We start from the raw sequence: 20588 nt of genomic DNA, 5'->3' as shown, positions 1-20588 counted from the left end.
TTATGCTGCATATGCATCAGCGGCAAAGCCGTTTTGAGTTGTTCATCTATTATGCTGTCGCATTTCTGCTGCTTTGGGAGTGGCTTCGTCCGCTTCAAGATTTTACAGAGACGAGTCATACGTCTTATTTCATCATTTTTATAGGGCTTACGTGTTTGTTTACGTTCTTTCGATTGAAGTGGTATGTGACGTTTCCTATTTGTGCTGGATTGATCTTGCTCGCATTATATTTGATTTTTTATCAATCAGAGCCAAGTTATCTGCCTGCGCTGTTTGCTGATATTCAAGATAATATTTCTTTGATGAGCATGGGCATGTGGAGTGACATGTATCCGTCTTTCCGCACATTGTTGTTTTATATTTTGCTTTGGCTACTTGTTTATTTGCTTCATTATTGGGTTGTGTATCAGCAGCGTATCTTTTTCTTTTTACTGATGACGATTGTATATGTCACGATTCTTGATACGTTTACGCCTTATGATGCGACTTTTGCGATCGTTCGAATTATGGTATTTGGCTTTTGTTTGCTTGGCCTGCTCTATTTCGACCGACTTCGTTTGGCTGAAGGTGTGCGGGTGTCACAGAAAGCGCGTCTCAATTGGTTCTTACCCATGCTGGCACTTGTTCTTGTATCAGCATCACTCGGTGCTTCTTTGCCAAAATCTGATCCGAAATGGCCTGACCCTGTCCCGTTTTTTAAAGCGGTCACGAATCAAGATGGTTCTGCCGGGCAGAATAAGGTGGGATATAGTACGGATGATTCGTCGCTTGGGGGACCGTTTAGTGAGGACCGTACACCGGTATTTAAATGGAGCGGAAAAGAGCCGTCTTATTTTCGTGTAGAAACAAAAAGTATTTACACGGGGAAAGGCTGGGAGGATGCTTCAAATGATACGAAACCTACTCGGTTAAAAGGGAATGAAGTGCCGAACCAGTGGTTTACCAATCGCGTGAAAACAGAGGAGCATGAAACAAGAGTCGATATTGAATCAGATTATCGATTTAATCATGCTGTTTATCCGATTGGTACGGTTATGCTGACGCCGATGGAAAACATTCCACTGCAAATGATGGGCAAAACGGAGAAAATTGTCCCGTCTACTCAAAACCCGCCCAAAAATTTAGGGAACTATCGAGTCAGCTTCTTATCACCTACATTTATCCTAGAGGACTTGCAACGGATCAAAGTACCGACCAAGCAGCAAGTGAACCAGCAGGTCGGACGTGAATACTTGCAGCTCCCATCCTCGCTGCCAGAGCGTGTGAAAACATTGGCGAACAGCTTAACGGAAACGAAGGATAATATGTATGATAAAGCAAAAGCGATTGAGGATTATTTAGGATCTGCGAAGTTTTCATATGAAACCCAAAATGTCGCTGTGCCTGGGCGTGACGAAGACTATGTGGATCAGTTCTTATTTGACACAATGATTGGCTATTGTGATAACTTTTCAACCTCTATGATTGTCATGCTTCGCTCGATTGGAATTCCGGCGAGATGGGTGAAAGGGTACACGTCAGGTCAGTTATATGAAACACAAATGGATGGAAACAATGTGTATGAAGTGACCAATAACAATGCGCATTCATGGGTAGAGGTGTATTTTCCAAACCGTGGCTGGGTGACATTCGAACCGACAAAAGGGTTCACGAACCCAGAGACATTTACGAATGAAACCACGGCTAACAACGACCAAACAGATGATCAACAGGATGAAAAAGATCAGCCCGCATCTGATCAACAAGAAAACGAGCAGACACAACAGCCGCAGCAACAAGAACCAGAACAGGCGGCAAAACAAGAGGAACAAGCAACTAAAGCAAAGCCAAGTATGGTTCATGTTGGTTCAATCTTGGGCTACGCAGCAGGTGTGATTGTCTTTCTTGGTTTCATAGGCTGGATGCTTTATCGGTTCAGAGCAAGATGGCTGCCAATCTTTATTGTGAGAAAGGTAAAACGTCTGCCAGATGAGGAAGCTTTTTTCTACGCATATGCTGCTCTATTAAAACAGCTAAGGCGCAGAGGGATCGAGAAAAAGCCAGGCATGACGCTAAGAGAATTTGCTTCTTTGATCGATGACAAGGAAGGGAATCATCACATGTCTGAACTAACGCAGTTCTATGAGCGGGCGCTCTATCGACAAGAAGATGCGTCGGCGCTTTGGCGGCAGTCGGTGAAGTTATGGGAAAATTTAATAAACAGGAGATAGTCTTGACCCCGTACCTTCCTGTTGTTAGAATAGGTGAATATTAAAACCTTCTAAAATACATGAAATTGAAGCGTTCGGATGTGAGTCTGGGCGCTTCAAAAGCGTGATTTACACTGAGAGCAGGTTTTCTCCTCTCATTTTTTCTGTGCGTTTATAAAAACTATATTGGACATAGAGGTGACACCATGACAAATTTAGTAAATGAAATGATTTTGGTTCTCGATTTCGGTAGTCAGTACAATCAGCTGATCACTCGCCGTATTCGTGAATTTGGTGTGTACAGTGAGCTTCATCCGCACACTTTAACTGCTGAAGAAATTAAAGAAATGGCGCCGAAAGGAATCATCCTTTCTGGTGGACCAAACAGTGTATATGATGAAGGATCTTTCCGTTGTGACGAAAAGATTTTTGATCTAGGCATTCCAGTTCTAGGCATTTGCTACGGCATGCAGCTGATGACTCACTATTTAGGTGGGAAAGTAGAAGCGGCTAGCCAGCGTGAATATGGAAAAGCAGACATCCATATTAACGGAACACCTGCTTTATTCAAAGACCTTCCAACGGATCAAGTCGTTTGGATGAGCCATGGTGACCTTGTCGTTGAAGTACCAGAAGGCTTTACAGTTGATGCAACAAGTGCACATTGTCCAAACTCAGCGATGAGCTTAGCTGAGAAGAATTTCTATGGCGTTCAGTTCCACCCAGAGGTACGTCACTCTGAGTACGGAAATGATCTATTGAAGAACTTTGTCTTCGGCGTATGTGAGTGCGATGGCAAATGGTCAATGGAGAACTTCATTGAAATCGAAATGCAGAAAATCCGTGAAACAGTAGGCGACAAACAAGTATTGTGCGCACTAAGCGGCGGTGTAGATTCATCTGTTGTGGCGGTATTGATCCACAAAGCCATCGGCGATCAGCTGACATGTATTTTCGTTGACCACGGTCTTCTTCGCAAAGGCGAAGCAGAAGGGGTTATGAAAACATTTAGCGAAGGTTTCAACATGAACGTGATTAAAGTAGATGCGAAAGATCGCTTCTTAAACAAGCTAAAAGGTGTGTCTGATCCTGAGCAAAAACGTAAAATCATCGGTAACGAATTCATTTATGTATTCGATGACGAATCGGACAAGCTAAAAGGAATCGACTACTTAGCACAAGGAACTCTTTACACAGATATCATTGAGAGTGGAACAGCAACGGCACAAACAATCAAATCTCACCACAACGTTGGCGGTCTTCCAGAAGACATGCAGTTTGAATTGATTGAGCCACTCAATACACTATTCAAGGATGAAGTTCGTGCTCTAGGGTCAGAGCTAGGTATTCCAGACGACATCGTATGGAGACAGCCATTCCCAGGTCCAGGACTAGGAATCCGTGTACTAGGTGAAATTTCTGAAGAAAAACTAGAAATCGTCCGTGAATCGGATGCGATTCTACGCGAAGAAATTGCCAACTTCGGCCTTGAGCGCGACATCTGGCAATACTTCACAGTCCTCCCAGACATCCGCAGCGTAGGTGTCATGGGTGACGCAAGAACATACGATTACACAATCGGTATCCGTGCTGTTACGTCTATTGACGGTATGACGAGTGACTGGGCAAGAATCCCTTGGGATGTACTTGAAAAGATCTCGACTCGTATCGTGAATGAAGTGAAGCATGTGAACCGCGTGGTGTATGATATTACGAGTAAGCCGCCTGCTACGATTGAGTGGGAATAGATATAAAATAGAAATGAAGTTTTTACGCTGATTTAATAGGGATTTACGAGTTGTAGAAAGGTTAATTTTAGTTAAAATTAATTAGTTCCGCGCCAAAATCCCCGCCAAAAATCCTGCCAGAGTTGGAAAAAGGAAAAGGTTTGTCCCTTAAAAAAGTTCATTACACATCAATAAATGTGTGATGCTTTGATACAAAAAATCCTAGCCATTTTGGCTAGGATTTTTTTGTTTTCAGTTAGATAGACTGGACTATACTTTCGAAGATATTTCGTATGATAAATTATTATAATAATTACTAAAAGGCACTTTTCTATACAACATGAGTATTTTTTTCGAAAATGAAGTTGTTTAATCCACCTTATATTAACAATTTTGTTAAGGAGTATAATCAGACTAAATGTTTTGTACAATACTTTGTATTCACTTCTTTACATTGTGGGAATCATCAATTTAAAATGTTATACTTAAAAAGGATAATTATTCAATATAACAATATAAATGGAAGTTATTATATAGACTGAATCTTTAATATGAATGGGGATTAGAAGAAAATGAGTCACCACCACTCTGAATATTTAAAACATAATGAAAAAGTTCATATTTTTTATATTGGATTTGATTTACTTGATGATGGTCTGAATCAAGTGAAAGAAAACTTTTATAATGAATTATTTGATGACATTCCAGCATTTGCTTTTGGAACAGATATAATGAATGAAAAACTAAGTGAATCTGGTATAGTGCCTACTGCTCGTGAAGCAATGAGAAAGTTGTATGCTATTCCAGAAATTCAAGCAGCCCAAAAAGAATACTTAAATTCAACAAGTACAGAAGATAAATATTTGAAACGTGGAGAATTTGGAGAGCTACTATTGTATCATTTATTACATGAATATTTTAATGCAGATGCTTTGATTTCCAAAATTTATTTCAAGGATAGTCCTAGTATTCCGGCTCATGGGTTTGATGCGGTACATGTTGACTTAGAAAATGAAACTCTTTGGCTTGGGGAATCAAAATTATATATAAGTTCTACTGGTGCTATCGATGAGCTAGTAAAAGATGTTGTTGGATTCACAGACAAGGATGGAAAAAAACATAAAGGACATTTTAATACTGACTTTTTTAATTCAGAATTTCAAATCATTACTAATCGTGTACACGATATAGGTAAAGAATACCCTAAATTTATAAAAAAACTAATTGACCCAAATACAAAAACTCTGGATAAATTAGCAAATATTAATATAGCATTATTTGCGGGATTCAATAGTGAATCATTAAAGAATTTTAATGAAACTACTTTTATAGACTCGTTAAATTCAGAGGTAGAAAAACTAATAACCAGAGCTAGCGATGGACTCAGTAAACATGCATGGAATTCACATTTAAATCTATTTTTTTTCATGTTTCCTCTAGATGATAAACGAGCATTTGTTTCATCTTTACATCAAAAACTTAAAGGAGCGCAACAAATATGAGTGAATTTAATGTTATTGATATTTTAGAATTGTCAGAACTCCAAAATTTTGATGACAATTGGAATTTGACAAAATTTGTTTCTAGTGTCATTGATACTTCAGATGCTCGTCAAATAATTATTCATATTCTTGATATTTGGAATGAAGTAAATACTGACGCTAAACCAATATGGATAGATTTGATTGAGCGTGCTGGTTTCTATCCTTATTATGTTGATAAAATTCAAAGTGAAAATGAATTATTTGAAACCTCAACGCAGGCCCAAATACGAACTTCTTTTTTTAAATCTGATTATCTTCAAGATGTTTATTTTCATGAGCAACAAAAAGAAATTGAGCAAGCTTTAAATAATGGTAGAAATGTAGCTGTGAGTGCTCCTACCAGCTTCGGTAAAAGTTTGTTGATAGAGGAAATAGTTGCCAGGAAACAGTTTGACAATATTTTAATCATCCAACCCACATTAGCTTTAATTGACGAAACTAGACGTAAATTGAAAAGATATTCAACCTACTATAATATTGTGGTCAATACAAGACAGATTCCTCAAGAACAAAATATCTTTATTTTGACAGCAGAGCGTGTATTGGAATTTCCTAAATTACCGCCAATAGATTTTTTTGTAATTGATGAATTCTACAAAATAAGTAACAGGTTAAACGATAGCCGCATAGATGCATTAAATATTGCTCTATTGAACATTATGAAAGAAAAACCTCAAGCTATGTTTCTTACACCATCTGTTGATTCACTTTCTAAAAAATTCAGAGAAAAATACGATGTAGATTTTTTTAAAACTGATTATGCTTTGGTAAATACTAATATCATAGAGGTTAGAAACCGGAATAATAATCATTTTAGTAATAGAGCTAAAAAAATAAAATTATTTGAACTGATTAAAGAGCAAAACGCTCCAAGTATTGTTTATGTCAAATCACCAGATGAAGCCTATAAATTAGCAAATGAGTATCTAAATTGGTTAGAAAACCTCAATAATATTGTAAACCCTGCTTTAGAGATATTTGAATGGATGGACAAGAATATTTCTCCTGACTGGCAATTAAAAAGGTTGTTACAAAATGGAATTGGGGCTCATAACGGTGCTTTACCCAGACACATTGTTACATCTGAAATAGACTTATTTAATGATGGAAATTTAAAAGTATTGTTTGCAACTGTTTCTTTGATTGAAGGTGTAAATACTGTTGCAAAAAATATGTTTATATATAGTCGAAACAAAGGTAACAATTTAATAGACTTTTTTGATTTTGCAAATATCCGAGGACGTGCAGGTCGTATGGGACATTATTTTACTGGAAATGTCTTTTTATTTAATGAAGAACCAGTTTTAGAACATTTTACAATTGATGTTCCAAGTGTTGATCAGAGTGAAGTTTCTGATGAAATTTTAGTTAATATTCCAGATATGGATGTTGAAGATAAGGAAAGAAAGGAGCAACTTAATCATGGTATTGATAGCGAACTTCAAGTAATTATTAAAGATAATTTAATTTCAGTCAAAGGACAAAAAGGACTTTATAAATTTATTTTGGAACATTATCAAAATTTAGATTATTTAAAATGGCGTAATATTCCAAACTACAATCAACTTTGGAAAACCTTGTATTTAGGATATAAATTTTTAAAAGAAAAAGATAATGAAGGATTTACGCAGAATAAAGCAGTTACGGCTTTAAAGCTAGTTAATAAACCATTATCGCAAGTTATATATGACCAAAAGATTTATTTTGAAAGTAAGAACAAGAAAGACCCACTTAATTTTGCAATTGATAGTATTTTGAAATTTCAAAGAAATGAAGCGAATTTTGAAATTCCTAAACTTCTGGCTGTGATAGAATCAATTCAAAAATATGTTTTCGAAAAAAATGGGATAGAAGATTATGGAGATTATACATTTTTTGCTTCTTTACTGGAAAATGAGAAAGTTGATAAGCGTTTCCAATTCTTAATTGATTATGGAGTACCAAGTTCGGCTATTAAGAAAATAAGTAAAGAAATACCTGAAAGTATAGAAGGCGATTCAAATATTGTAAGATATCTTCAGAGCAATCTAGACAGTATTAATCGTCTTTTGCTTTCTTATGAAAAAACATTAATTCGCAAAGCATTAATTTGACTATGGCTAGCTAACTAATTTTAGAAAAAAGAAGTTGTAAATCAAACTTCTTTTTTTTTACTTTGATACTTATTTTGCGTGAAATTAATTATCATCCTCACGGTTGAATCACTGCACCTTCTGGTACATCAGAAGGGTTGTTGCCCAACCGATACCATTATTTGTACCGGGAATAACACCGTACGACCCACCAGAATTTGCTGAGGAGTCGGTATTTGATGAAACTGATGGTATAGTTCTGGGTATCTTGTTCAATCGTTTTTCTCGTATATTTATGTTTATTGGCATTGGCTTTAAGATGAGTTGAATCAGTAAAAAGAACGCGGCCTCCTACCATGTCATGATTGATGGCTTGAAGCACAATCTTATCGAAAATGTCTTGAAAAATCGTTGTATCTTTGAATCGAGTACGACGATTCCAGCTAATGGTCGAGTGATGAGGAACGGGGTGATTGATGTTCAAACCTAAAAACCATCTATACGCCATGTTATAGTAAATTTCTTTTTCAAGTTGTCTTTCAGAACGGATACCGTACAGGTATCCGATAAACATCATTTTGAACAAAATAAGTGGATCAAGAGAAGGACGACCTTTATTCTCGCTATAATACGGTTTTACTTTATCTACGATAAATGAAAAATCGATGTACTGATCAATTTTACGAAGCAGGTGATCCTCTTCGACCAGTTGATCTAACAATACAAATTCGGCTTCGTGCTGAGAAGAATTAGTGTGGAACATGAGAAAAACACCTTCCTTTAGTATGCTTTTCTCTATTATAAAATGAGGGAATGGAAACTTTAAGGAAAAAATAAGGCTGTCGAGATTTTCTCGACAGCCTGAGCGAAGTATTGACTTCGCTCTTGTTTGTTAATTCATTTCGTTGGAAAATCGAATTTGCATATCTTTCAGTTCATTATAAAATTTGAAGTGTTGTAACTTCAATTCTTCACAGACTTTTTTGATGATCCACTTGCCTCGTTCTTCAATTCTGAAATTGACTTTATGTAGATACTCACTTAATTCCTTTTGATTTTGAGGAGTTAGTTGTTTGGGTTTCCCTATGCTTAAGAAATGTCCTTCCCAAAATTCACTCACTGTCCATTCATTATCATTGTTTACGTAGGGTTGAAGAAAGTATATTTCGACGAAATCCTTCCAGCATCCCATTGGTTTGAAAAAATCAAAGAATGATTGTAATGTTACATCCCAATAATCTTCTGAGAAAGGGCGCCGACCACTATTCATCCAGTGGGGTAAAACAGTGAAATTCCCAATGCAGTGGGTGGCAGTAGCGAATTTTTCAAATGCTGCAATATTATCTTTGATCTGTTTAAACTCTTTGAATTTCTCATTAGAAATTAATAAATGACATTGATCTTTAAGGGATTTCCTAGGATTAATGTTAATGCCAATTTCGTTGTATAAAGCGTTTTTATTTTTTGAACTGATCACGCTGTTTTTAAAAGTTGTCCAAAACGAATTCATTGTTTCTCCACGGAGCAAGTTGTAACGGTCTAAATAAAGCTGTGATTCAGACTCTGGCTCATAATCAGTACGCCAAAGTAATTGATAAATAGTAAAAGGTTCTTTATCGCAGTCAGCTTTACGACCAGTTTTTTTAGTGACATTACAGATTCCGATTTCTTTCAGTGTACGGCTTTTATAATCTAATATTAACTCAATTGATGATTTATCTTTCGGTATCGGCTCTTTGATATAACTTTGTTTAAAATCCCATTCCCAAGGCTTGATTTCAAGTTCTTCACACTTTTCAAACCAGCTTTCTATCCATGTGTTCCCCTTCATTTCTTTCCTCCTCTTTTCATTATCTATCGAACACTTTTTTCGTTCTTAATCTTCTCCACAACACCACCGCAAGAACAAGCAAAATGACACATTGAATGGATAGTAAAAGCATTTGCATTCCGACAGGCGTATTTCCATTTGTCATTTGATCCGCGATATTATGAACCGCGTGCCATACGATCACCCATTGCAAGCTGTTCGTGAGTGCAACGATTTCGGCTGCGACGAATCCAAATAAAAAGGCAAATAAGATTTGTGCCACTGTTAATGTGAGGCTTTTTCCGCTTAGTAGATTCGCAGCATGACCGAGACCGAATAGTACGGCGGAGCCCCATATGGCAGTGCTCAAGTTAATTTGTTTTAAATATTGAAACAGAATGCCTCGAAAGATTCCTTCTTCAAAAAGACCGACACACATCATGAAGAAACAAAGTGCTAGAAAGGAAGAAACGGTTAAATCCTTGTTGAATCCAGCAATAAACGGAATGGCCTCGATGATAAGGATCGGAAATATCCACATCCCAAGAGACCCTTTTCGAAAACCTATTTCTTTCAAGTGAAAACGATTTTTTTGAATAATGAATAGAAGTAAAAGACATCCAGCTAGCATGGCGCAGCCATTGATGAGATAGATGGTCATCGGGTCGGTTACTTCTTTGATGGATAAATAGACACCTGCACTTGTTGGAATGATTAAAGAAAAGAGCAGTAGAAGTACTGATTTTCGAATGATTGTGATTGGTTTCATGTGTTGATTCCTCCTCTAACGTCAGAGTAGTGGAATCATGCAGAAGTCACAATGAAATCTTCCTAACATGTCAATATTTAGCCCTAAGATGCACATTAAGATGTTGTTCGTTTCTTTCGTTGCTGTAAAAGATCGTTGATTTCCTCAGCGGTTGCTTGATCTTTTTTATACAATAGGTACTTGATCACAAAGAATAAAGCCATGACCACAAGGAAATTTACGATAAACGAAAGAGGGCTGATTTCACCGCTCACAATAATGATGGTTGTTATAATCATACACATCACAAGGACGATATATAGAATTTGTTGAAAAAGAATTCGTTTATGGCTGTATGTTTGTTTTGGGTATAGCAAGAAGGTCAGGGCGCTTGAAAAAAAGGAACTGAACATGATGGCTTGTAAAATATAGATGGGCATCGTTCCAAACGTGAAACAGTAAATCAATACGAGTGCAGTAAAGATCATACAAAATGTGATCAAAAGATTTGTGATATAACGTTTCATCCTGTTCACTTCCTCCGTAATCCAAGCTTCTCTTTTAATGCTTGGATATAAAAACGTGAAATCATTACTTTTTCTTTATTTGTAAGGCTTGCTTCAAAACGGCCACTCGTTTTAGGAGAAATAGCGGCAATAGAATCTATATTCAGAATCATCGATTTTGAAATCCTGACATAATCGTGCGCTTCAAGCCGTTCTTCAAGTTCAAATAACTTTTCCTTTAAGAGAAACACTCCATCTGATGTATACAAGAACGATCTTTTATCAACGCTTTCTATATATAAAATATCGTGATAATAGACCTTTTTCACTCTTTCTTTCGTGGGTTCTTGTGCTAAGAAATAGGGGGCTGACTGCTCCACTTGCTGGACAAGTTTTTCAACCGCCGGATTGAGTTCATAAATGTGAAAAGAAACATACTCTGGTTGCGGCTTTTGGATGAAATGAATATCCGTTTTCATTTGTTTCTCCTCTGTTTAATAGGATTTTTCGTAATCTCTCTTCAAAAATGAATACATATACACATCATCGAATCCCTTCTGACCCAATTCATACTCTCTTAATAAACCCTCTTGTACAAAATGTATCTTCTCCAATAATTGAACAGAAGACGTATTTGCTGGATCAATGATCGCTTCAATCCGATTCAAGTTCATCTCCTGAAATCCATACCGCAACACCGCAGTAATCGCTTCCTTCATGATGCCTTTTCTCCAATGATCTTGGTGTAATTCATAGCCAATTTCCGTACGGCGGTGCTGTTTTTCTAGATTGAGAAAGCCGCAGCTGCCGATGATGGCTGGATTTTCTTTTAGAGAAATGCCCCAGCGGATGCCTGTTTGTTCTTTGAAGATATTGTCATACCATTTGATTTCCCCTTTTGTGTCCTCGATGGTTTCATGTGCATCAATGCCCATGTAGCGGCACACGGTTTCATTGGATAAATAGATGTGCATATCCTCAGCATCTGCGATTGTCGCTTGTTTTAAGATCAGTCTTTCAGTCTGTATCGTTGGAAATGATTGTGGAAAAGTAATTTTGTTCATGCATTTATCCCCCATGTGATGTCTTTTGTTCTGTACATGCCTTACAATAAAAAACCCCTTCATTTCTTAGCCAAGCCTTTACTTCTGTCATTCCTCGTCTCTTTGGATAGACCAGCTTAACGTACACTTCTTCGTTACCTTCTATTTTCTTTTGGCAGCTAGCACAAGCAGGTTCTTCAAATAGAAACAATCAATATCCTCCTTTTTGTAGATATTTCTTCCATTATATCAAAAGTTCAATACGATCTTTGCGGCCTATTCTTCACTTTCTCTATTTTTGTCCGACATATGCTAAGTAAAAGAAATTTCCGTTTGTTGAAACCGTTTGTGAGAAACCTTGCTCTAACAGGTGTAGGAGGTGTGGATGAGATGAAGCAAGTGCGTCTAATTAAAAAAGCACAAAAAGGGAATGTCCCGGCATTTGAGACATTAATGCTGATGTATCAGGAGCGTTTATATAAAACGGCTTTTCTCTACACAAGAAATAAAGAGGATTCGTTAGATGCTGTTCAAGAGACGGTCATTAAAGCGTTTAAGCATCTATCTGGATTAAAAGAACCGGCTTATTTTTCTACATGGCTGACTAGGATCTTGATTCATACAATTTTTGCGATGAAGAAGCAGCAGCAAGATGTTGTTCCGTTTGAACAGCATCATGAGAGTGTTGAGCGGCATGATTTTTTGGAAGACAAGCTCGATTTAAGAAATGCACTTGATGTGTTAGATGAGCAATATCAGCTCGTGATTCAGCTATTTTATTTTCAAGATTATTCGATTTCAATGATTTCTGAACAGATGGGTGTGCCCGAAGGAACGGTCAAAACTCATTTGTATCGAGCAAGAAAGTTATTAAAGCAAACATTGGAGAAGGAGGAGAGTGTCGATGGAACGAAAAGAAATGAAAAAGCTTTATGATGAGATTGATGTACCAAAGGTTGAATTGACCTCTGCGGTTCGCCAAGCAATAGGAGATGTGAAAACGGAAAAGAAAAGAAATTGGTTTAAATGGAATTGGAGAACGCCAATCTATTCAGTTATCGCCCTGGTTGTCCTTTACTTTTCATCAGGCTTCATTTTTCCTTCTCTTAATACAGCGATGGCTCGAGTGCCACTTGTTGGACAGTTATATATGATGTTTCACGATAAAGTAGGAATGTCTCTTTTTCAGAGTGAGTTGGTGAAGCATGTCAATGAGGGGGCTGAATCAAGAGGGGTTACTGTGAAAGTGAACAGTGTGTATTATGATGCTGGGCGGCTTGTTTATACGTTTACTGTGGAGAATTTCCATACAAATGAAGATTTTATACCGATCAACATTGATTCAGATCAGATCAATGAAAATTTCCAACCAGATACAAGGGGTCCAGAGTTGAAAAAACTAAAAGATGGTCGATATGCTGGACGAATAGAATTCTTTACAAATGGACAAATGATTAAGCAAGGTCAAAAAGCACAACTCGTGATTTCGAAAATTGGAGATATTGTAGGGAATTGGCGATTTGAGTTGCCTGTGGTTAAGCAAAAAACCATCTTATTAGCAGGACAAAAAGAAGTATCTATTTTAAATGGACGTTATCAATTGAAAGATATCAAGGTGGAAAATGGAGTGAATTCCTCTGTGATTCAATATGCGATTGATTACAATGGTATCGCAAAAGACGATGAAGTTTTAATAGATAGAATGAGAGATAATTTAGGAAATAAGTACAGACTTGAGACTGGGACAAGATTTGAGGAAAAACAACTTTCAAACAAAAAAACTAGGATAAATCATATGACAATCTTAAATCAGCCAATCGATCCAAAGGCAACAGAACTAACATTTTTTACTACTTTATGGGTAGAACATGAAGAAAGTAAAATCATTCCCCTCCAGACGAAGCTGCCTATTCAGTTCAAGACAAAGCATTATGGGATTGGGATTAAAATTAATAAAATTGAGCAAAAAGGCCGTTCTGTGATAGTAGATTATCAATTTACTGGAGTAGGCCAGAAAGAATTAGATGAAGATGTGATGAAGAATGCAGGGGAATGGATAGGATTAGGCGATGTTAAAAAAATGAAATCATGGTCAGACCCTGAAGCAGATTATGAGAACGGATATTATTTGAAAGGGAACAATGCAAAGGTGACCAATTTAAAGACAGCTTCTATGCAATCCACCTTTGATTTTGATGTGAAGGAGTTAGACAAATTATCATTAAACCATTTTTCATTTAAGGATTATGGGCTGTATCTTGATCTGTCAAATCTGAATCTGTTGGCACCACAAAAAGATATAACGGTAACCATTCCAGTCAAAAAAGAAACATCAAAAGCTAATCGATAAATCAGAAAGCGAACATAATTACACATGTTCGCTTTTTATCTGTTGATTCGCCAGTCGATGACGATTGAACGAGTACCGAATCAACATCAATGCAACAAAACTAGCTATCCCACCAATCCAACTTAAATTCGTTACATTTGTATATTGAATAATTAGACCGCCCATTGACGAGCCGAGCATCATGCCGATATTCATAATCGCTGTATTAAAGCTCAGCACGGTTTCCGATGTTTCGGGTTTTAGGGAGATGAGATAAAATTGCTTCGCTGGTGTTGTTGTCCATGTGACGGTGCCCCAAATGGCGAGCGTGATGAAGACGCCAACTACAGAAAATTGTGTAAAAGATAATGCAAAGAGCATGAGCATCTGAACCGTGATGCTGATTGAAATGGTTCGGTTTGGTCCCCATTGATCGACAGCGTATCCGCCAAAGCGTGATCCGATAAAAGCAGAAATCCCTAAGACGAGCAAGGCAATGCTTGTCATTTCGAGCGTAAATCCGGATGTCTGTCGCAATAATGGCGAAATGTAGGCAAATACCATTGTGTAACCTAAAATCCAAAAGGCTGTCGTGGCTAAGCCGCTTAACACCCTACGGTCTTGAAGAATTTGCATTTGCTGTTTGAATGGCACATGGGAATGTCCCTCCATAGGCGGTAATAATTGATACAGAAGAAACAAGAGACAAGCGGTTCCTATTGCAATGATGAGAAAAATGGCATGCCAATCTACATATCCTGCTAAAAATGTTCCAATCGGTACACCGAGTACTAGTGAAACTGTAAATCCAGTGATCACCGTGGCCATCGCACTCCCCTTTTTTTCTGGCGGGGCGAGCTGTGCTGCATAATTTGTTGCGAGTACAATATATAAGCCGCCACTCATGGCCATGATGACCCGTGAGAGCATGAGCAGCATAAAGTGATGGCTAAAAAAGGCAAGCACATTCCCTGCTATAAACATGGAAATCGCCGATAAAAGAACCTTTTTTCGATTCAATTTCGATGTGGCCATGACTAAAAAGAGGGCACCCACGGCATAAAAAAGAGAATAGATGGTGATGAGCTGTCCCGCAACCGGGATGGAGATGTGCAGATCGTCAGAAATGATGTCCAGTATGCCTGATACGACGAATTCTGAAGTGCCTGTGACGAAGGAACCGACGGCTAAAAGAAATATGAGCAATGGATAAGATGTACTTTTCATTTTGAACCCTTCCTTTATGTTGAAACGTTGTATTCATTTTAAATTCCGTGCTAACATAAGTAAAATTGATGTTTTTCATGAAAGGGATGAGTGAATACTCATGAGCTTTGTTCGATTCGAAACGATGGCTAAGGTGGTCGAGCTAGGCAGTTTTACCGCTGCAGCTGAAGCATCAAATATGACACAGTCTGCCGTGAGTCATGCGGTGGCAAGTTTAGAGACGGAGTGGGGCGTGTCTTTATTCGTGCGTGACCGAAAAAAGGGCATTACGCTGACAGATACCGGTGAAACCCTTCTTCCGCATATAAGAGAAGTGCTAAATCGAGTAGAGAAAATCCAGCAGGAAATTGCACTCACCAAAAATATTGAATCTGGCTTGATTCGGATTGGAACATTTGCCAGTGCATCCGCTTGTTTATTGCCAAAGCTACTTGTGAGCTATCAGAAAAAGCATCCAAAGATTGAATTTAAATTCTATGAGGGGACATATGAAGAAATATTGGAGTGGCTCGATTCTGGCATTATTGATGTTGGGTTTGTTGTAAAAGGTAAAGCGGATGAAGCGTTTGATCTATTGCCACTTATGAAAGATAAAATGGTAGTCGCCTATCACGAAAATCATCGTTTTAAGCAGCAGCCAATTGTAGACATGGAAGAATTAGCGGACGAACCGTTTATTATGCCAACTGGCATGTATCAGTCCCATGTAGAGGATATTTTTTCAGAGGCGCAAATCAAGCCGTCTATTTTATTTGAAGTGCATGATTGTACGACCATTGCCCGCATGGTTGGGGAAGGACTTGGTGTGACGATAGGTCCTGAGTTATTCCTAAAAACGGAGCAACTTGTGCAGATCAGTCATCTGAATGTATCGCATCATCGTGAGGTGGCGCTTGCCTGTCCATCGCTCACGCAAGCTTCTCCTGCTGTGAAGGCATTTTTCGATGTAGCAGAAACGGTTTTTGCCAGAATTCAGTGATGGGTGTATAAAGAACTAGATGTGATTTTCCAAATTCGTGTAATAAGACGAATGAAGCGGACATTTCTTTGAAAAATGTTCGCTTTTCGTATTGTGTTTTAAAAATGAAGTTGGTACAATAGACACAGAAATCAAATAGATAGAAGTCGTATAATGGCGGGGATATGGCCCGCAAGTTTCTACCAAGCTACCGTAAATGGCTTGACTACGTCAATTCACACTCGTTTGATATAAATCATGCATTGTTCTTGTTTGATGTCACGGTCTGAATTCACATTGTAGTCAAGCGTCCCAAAAACTGTTGGGGCGTTTTTTATTTGACTTGTGAATGGGGCAGACTAAAGCAAAAGGACATGAAGGGAGTCAGTTGGCTTTGAAACAGTTTTTTCAGTTTGATGAGTTAGGTACGAATTATCGCAGAGAGATCATCGGCGGTTTAACGACATTTTTGTCGATGGCTTACATCTTGTTTGTCAATCCGATCACACTTGCTTTAGTAGCAGTACCGGATTTTCCAGATAAATTACGAATTGATCAGGGGGCTGTCTTTACAGCTACAGCGTTAGCTTCTGCGGCAGGTTGTTTCCTGATGGGATTGATCGCCAGGTACCCGATTGCGATTGCACCAGGTATGGGACTGAATGCGTTCTTCGCTTTCTCAGTGGTTCTTGGTATGGGGATCTCATGGCAGGCAGCACTTTCCGGTGTGTTTGTTTCAGGATTGATTTTCGTTGCTCTTTCTTTAACAGGTTTTCGTGAAAAAATCATCAATGCCATTCCGAGTGAGCTGAAGCTGGCTGTTGGTGCAGGGATTGGTTTGTTCATTACATTTGTGGGTCTTCAAGGCTCCGGTATTATTGCCAATAACGATAATACGCTCGTTTCGATTGGAAATATTCATAGTGGTCCGGTATTGTTGACGGTATTTGGAATCGTTGTGACTGTCATTTTAATGGTTCTTCGAGTGAATGCAGGTGTCTTCATTGGGATGCTTGTGACAGCCATTGCTGGAATGATCTTTGGTCTTGTGCCAGTTCCATCTCATATTATCGGAAGCATTCCAAGTTTGTCTCCAACCTTTGGTCAAGCTTTGATTCACTTGCCAGATATTTTCTCCATTCAAATGCTTGTGGTCATTTTAACGTTCCTATTCGTTGGTTTCTTTGATACAGCTGGTACACTTGTGGCTGTGGCGACACAAGCTGGTTTAATGAAAAATAATGAGCTGCCTCGTGCAGGAAGAGCGCTTCTGGCGGATTCTTCTTCTATCGTCGTCGGTTCTGTTCTTGGAACATCAACGACGACGTCTTATGTTGAATCTAGTTCAGGTGTTGCTGCGGGTGCCCGCTCTGGTTTTGCAGCCGTCGTGACAGGTATTTTCTTCTTACTTGCGATGTTCTTCTCGCCACTATTATCTGTCGTGACATCGAATGTAACGGCACCTGCTTTAATCATTGTCGGTGCACTGATGGTTGCACCTCTTGCGAAGATCGCATGGGATCGTTTTGAAATTGCGGTACCGGCCTTCTTAACGATGATTATGATGCCACTCACATATAGTATTGCAACAGGGATTGCGATTGGTTTCATTTTCTACCCGATCACCATGATCTTTAAAGGAAAAGCAAAAGAAGTGCATCCAATTATGTACGGCTTGTTTGTCATCTTTATTCTATATTTTGCTTTCTTAAATCATTAATGGTTTGTCTGAAACAGCAGCTCATGGAGGCTGCTGTTTTTTGTAGGGAAATTTTAAAAACATAGTTGACTTATAGGAATTATGTGTTTATGATAAAAAGACATAATTCGCTGATTGGATCACCAAAGGCGCTTTGATTTCCTTTTTTCTATAGAAGGGTTCAGAGTGCCTTTTTTCTTGAATTCATTATAACGGGAGGGGATGACTTGTCACGCTGGCTTAGGCAGGTGATTGAGCGGAAAAAGCAGGTATTGATTGAGCAACTCCTTTTATGGGGGCATGAAGAAAAACATGAAGCGCTCATGCATTATACGATTCATGAGCTGGAAAATGAGGTTCTCTATTTAAAAGAGCGAAAGCAAAATTAGTGGGATGGGGGATGAGCGATGGATGAACAAAAGCTGAATTTTATTTTATCTGCCTTAAAAGGGATTGAATACGGGTCGGTGGTGATCACCATTCATAATGGACAAATTACACAAGTCGATACGACAGAAAAGACTCGTTTCCCAGCACACCAGGAGAATCTTCGGATTCAGAAAGCAAAGCAGGGGCGCTATCGTTCATGAAAAGTAATGAAAGATGATGAAAAGCTGATCCACTCATCAGCTTTTTTGTTTTGTCTTATTTTCTCTCCATTTAAAACCTCTTCATTCTTTTATCCGTCTATTCGTATGAACGTCAAGGAATCTTGACTGAATAGAGAGACTCCGCTACTTTAATAGGAGTCATCCGGACAGGTCACCTGAGCCTGTGCGGATTGTCTGAGATAGGAGTTGATATGGGATGTTAGAGAAAGATCAAGAGCAGGTCACATCTGAAACGAAAAACGAAAACGAAGAGCCATCAATAGATCAAGAAACGAGGCAGTCCCGCCTCAGCCGCAGTGCTGCAAAACGAGGAAGAACGGCTAAGCCAGCTGATGAAGAGCGTTCAGCCATTCAACGCATTGCAAGAAGTGTAGGAGGTGCGTTTAAGCGCTATGGCTCATATGGGCTCGCGATGTTAAAATCACCGAGCCGTGCGATCCATCAAGCGGACACTTTACGCATGAAGTACGCCTGGATTTCAATTGTGTTATTCAGTGTGTTTTTTGCTTTAGGCAACTACGTTCAATTAAAGGCGTCAAAGACCCGTTTATTAGGTTTTGGTATTCATTATTCTTTTGGTGACGCCTTTTTGAAGGTAGCGGTCTTTACACTCATTTTGTTGACACTGATGATGCTGACGGTTTGGGTGCTCGGTAAGTACATGCTGAAAGGGAACATATCGCTGAAAGAAGTGATCATGAAGTTCGGTGCCGTGCTTGTGCCGGTTTTGGTTTTATCTATCCTTTGGCTTGTATTTGCCATGCTGAATATTCCATATGTAACGGTGATTTTATCCGTCATGATGTTTTTTGGTCTTCAGCTGATTGCCATTGTGCTCTTCCGCTCCATTCAATCAGAGCAAGAAGCTGTGCGGGGAGACTTGATGTATGCCGGCTGGGTCTTTTTGTTGATTGAGCTCGTTATCATTGCCCTTTTATGGGGCATTGTCGGAGAGTATTTGATCCCATCACTTGTTCCGGTTAGGTTTGGATAATAACACGTTTCAGCGTGTAGACAAATCTTTGCAATGTGTCAGTCCTGCGTGACGGTGCTCACGAAAGTGAAATGCGCTTCGCACCGGTACTCGTCCTTCTTAGAATTCAAAAGTTTCTATCACGCTGAAAAGAAGACAAAGGGTTAAATAAAGTTCATTTTAGCCCTTTATCAACCATCTAAAGCCTCCTTTTGAAAAAGGAGGTTTTTCATGTTGAGAAGGGGAAAAAACGGGTAAACTCTTGGTAACAAAGACCACCCCTTGTTGTCGAAAGATATATGTGTTTTTCTCGCGCAAATTTGATTGTATCAAGGTTTGTTCTCTAGTAGAATATGGGGTGCTTTATTTGATTTTTAGTGCAGGGGGTTCGAATCGTGCTTCAACAACTTTTATCCAATGCGTTCACCATGGTTTTGATTATTTTAGTGATTAACATTGTTTATGTCTCTTTTTCCACTATGCGTTTAATTTTAACAATGAAAGGCAGAAGGTATGCAGCCGCTTTTGCTGGTACTGTCGAGATGCTGATTTATGTCATTGGTTTGAGTATCGTATTAGATAACTTAGATCAAGTACAAAATGTCATTGCGTATGCGCTAGGTTATGGAATTGGAATCATTGTCGGGATGAAAATTGAAGAGAAGCTGGCACTTGGCTACATTACTGTGAACGTGATTACAAAAGAAATCGATCTAGATCTCCCAAAACAATTGAGAGAAAAAGGATATGGCGTCACCAACTGGGTAGTAGGAGGTCTTGAAGGAGACCGGTCAGCGATGCAAATTTTAACACCGAGAAAATATGAACTGCAATTATATGAAACGATTAAAACGCTTGATTCAAAGGCGTTTATCATTTCGTATGAGCCCAAAACGATTCATGGCGGCTTCTGGGTGAAGGCTGTGAAGAAAAGGAGAATTAAAGAATGACCGCAAAACCAAAGAAAAAGAAATTCTACGTGGAAGACAACATGACGATTGAACAAGTGTTGTCCCAGATGGCAGAGGAAGGCTACTCACCTGTCCGACGAATGGAGGAGCCCATCTTTCAGGAAAAGAAGGAAAATGGGTCGATTCAGATCATTCCGATTGGGAAAAAAATCGTATTTGAGGGAAAAATACTCTAAATCCG

General features: G+C 38.6%; 20 protein-coding genes, 1 pseudogene and 1 riboswitch. Of the genes and pseudogenes, 13 read left to right on the top strand and 8 right to left on the bottom strand.

Annotation, left to right across the window (positions count from 1 at the left end; genetic code table 11):
- The first annotated feature begins 2 nt into the window (after positions 1–2).
- The 4 genes from M2369_RS16005 (at position 3) to M2369_RS15990 (ending at position 7553) form a co-directional block, all read left to right on the top strand.
- Positions 3–2210 (top strand): transglutaminase TgpA family protein, encoded by a 2208-nt coding sequence (locus tag M2369_RS16005; RefSeq protein ID WP_259254936.1) that lies wholly within the window; start codon positions 3–5, stop codon positions 2208–2210.
- Between the two features lie 185 nt (positions 2211–2395).
- Positions 2396–3937: a glutamine-hydrolyzing GMP synthase gene (gene guaA, locus M2369_RS16000; protein WP_017366723.1), complete on the top strand. Its 1542-nt coding sequence runs from the start codon at positions 2396–2398 to the stop codon at positions 3935–3937.
- A 551-nt stretch (positions 3938–4488) separates the two neighbouring features.
- Positions 4489–5418, top strand: coding sequence for a HamA C-terminal domain-containing protein (locus tag M2369_RS15995; RefSeq protein WP_259254935.1), 930 nt, complete (start codon positions 4489–4491; stop codon positions 5416–5418).
- On the top strand, positions 5415–7553 hold the full coding sequence (locus M2369_RS15990) for a DEAD/DEAH box helicase (RefSeq protein ID WP_259254934.1): 2139 nt from the start codon (positions 5415–5417) through the stop codon (positions 7551–7553). The genes M2369_RS15995 and M2369_RS15990 overlap by 4 nt, the downstream gene beginning before the upstream one ends.
- A gap of 232 nt (positions 7554–7785) precedes the next feature.
- Here M2369_RS15990 and M2369_RS15985 read toward each other — a convergent pair.
- From M2369_RS15985 to M2369_RS15955, 7 genes and pseudogenes are all read right to left on the bottom strand, one after another.
- Positions 7786–8295, bottom strand: a pseudogene (locus M2369_RS15985) (transposase); the annotation flags it as partial.
- A 129-nt stretch (positions 8296–8424) separates the two neighbouring features.
- Entirely contained in the window at positions 8425–9363 is a 939-nt protein-coding gene (locus M2369_RS15980) for a hypothetical protein (protein ID WP_259254933.1), read from the bottom strand.
- 19 nt (positions 9364–9382) lie between these two features.
- Entirely contained in the window at positions 9383–10111 is a 729-nt protein-coding gene (locus M2369_RS15975) for a CPBP family intramembrane glutamic endopeptidase (protein WP_259254932.1), read from the bottom strand.
- A gap of 95 nt (positions 10112–10206) precedes the next feature.
- On the bottom strand, positions 10207–10617 hold the full coding sequence (locus M2369_RS15970; protein ID WP_259254931.1) for a hypothetical protein: 411 nt from the start codon (positions 10615–10617) through the stop codon (positions 10207–10209).
- Positions 10618–10622: 5 nt separating this feature from the next.
- A complete protein-coding gene (locus M2369_RS15965; RefSeq protein WP_157292997.1) occupies positions 10623–11075 on the bottom strand; it encodes a LytTR family DNA-binding domain-containing protein in 453 nt (150 codons plus the stop codon).
- Positions 11076–11090: 15 nt separating this feature from the next.
- Positions 11091–11660, bottom strand: coding sequence for a GNAT family N-acetyltransferase (locus tag M2369_RS15960; protein ID WP_259254930.1), 570 nt, complete (start codon positions 11658–11660; stop codon positions 11091–11093).
- Positions 11661–11664: 4 nt separating this feature from the next.
- Complete coding sequence (locus M2369_RS15955) at positions 11665–11850, bottom strand: hypothetical protein (protein ID WP_047946428.1); 186 nt, start codon at positions 11848–11850, stop codon at positions 11665–11667.
- Between the two features lie 179 nt (positions 11851–12029).
- On the opposite strand from M2369_RS15955, the gene M2369_RS15950 reads away from it, so the two are divergent.
- A complete protein-coding gene (locus M2369_RS15950) occupies positions 12030–12575 on the top strand; it encodes a sigma-70 family RNA polymerase sigma factor (RefSeq protein WP_259254927.1) in 546 nt (181 codons plus the stop codon).
- The gene (locus M2369_RS15945; protein WP_259254925.1) at positions 12544–13989 is read left to right on the top strand and encodes a DUF4179 domain-containing protein; all 1446 of its coding nucleotides are present in this window, start codon (positions 12544–12546) and stop codon (positions 13987–13989) included. The genes M2369_RS15950 and M2369_RS15945 overlap by 32 nt, the downstream gene beginning before the upstream one ends.
- An 18-nt stretch (positions 13990–14007) precedes the next feature.
- On the opposite strand, the gene M2369_RS15940 is transcribed toward M2369_RS15945, so the two are convergent.
- Positions 14008–15195, bottom strand: a complete 1188-nt coding sequence (locus M2369_RS15940; protein WP_259254923.1) for an MFS transporter — start codon at positions 15193–15195, stop codon at positions 14008–14010.
- Between the two features lie 100 nt (positions 15196–15295).
- Here M2369_RS15940 and M2369_RS15935 point away from each other — a divergent pair, with 100 nt between their 5' ends.
- From M2369_RS15935 to M2369_RS15905, 7 genes are all read left to right on the top strand, one after another.
- Positions 15296–16174, top strand: a complete 879-nt coding sequence (locus tag M2369_RS15935) for a LysR family transcriptional regulator (RefSeq protein ID WP_259254922.1) — start codon at positions 15296–15298, stop codon at positions 16172–16174.
- Positions 16175–16300: 126 nt separating this feature from the next.
- Positions 16301–16402: riboswitch (purine riboswitch) on the top strand.
- Positions 16403–16547: 145 nt separating this feature from the next.
- Positions 16548–17873 carry an NCS2 family permease gene (locus M2369_RS15930; protein WP_259254921.1) on the top strand — a complete coding sequence of 442 codons (1326 nt, stop codon included), beginning with the start codon at positions 16548–16550 and terminating at the stop codon, positions 17871–17873.
- Between the two features lie 206 nt (positions 17874–18079).
- Positions 18080–18241, top strand: coding sequence for a hypothetical protein (locus M2369_RS15925; RefSeq protein ID WP_008344307.1), 162 nt, complete (start codon positions 18080–18082; stop codon positions 18239–18241).
- A gap of 18 nt (positions 18242–18259) precedes the next feature.
- Positions 18260–18442, top strand: a complete 183-nt coding sequence (locus tag M2369_RS15920; RefSeq protein WP_008344304.1) for a YezD family protein — start codon at positions 18260–18262, stop codon at positions 18440–18442.
- A 217-nt stretch (positions 18443–18659) separates the two neighbouring features.
- Entirely contained in the window at positions 18660–19457 is a 798-nt protein-coding gene (locus tag M2369_RS15915; protein WP_024719394.1) for a hypothetical protein, read from the top strand.
- 374 nt (positions 19458–19831) lie between these two features.
- Complete coding sequence (locus M2369_RS15910) at positions 19832–20386, top strand: DUF2179 domain-containing protein (RefSeq protein WP_008344300.1); 555 nt, start codon at positions 19832–19834, stop codon at positions 20384–20386.
- Positions 20383–20583: an NETI motif-containing protein gene (locus M2369_RS15905; protein ID WP_017359825.1), complete on the top strand. Its 201-nt coding sequence runs from the start codon at positions 20383–20385 to the stop codon at positions 20581–20583. The genes M2369_RS15910 and M2369_RS15905 overlap by 4 nt, the downstream gene beginning before the upstream one ends.
- The last annotated feature ends 5 nt before the right edge of the window (positions 20584–20588 follow it).

Source organism: Bacillus sp. JUb11, assembly GCF_024807925.1.
In the GTDB taxonomy this organism is placed as follows: domain Bacteria; phylum Bacillota; class Bacilli; order Bacillales; family Bacillaceae; genus Bacillus; species Bacillus altitudinis.
This window is presented reverse-complemented; position numbering and strand designations above follow the sequence as displayed.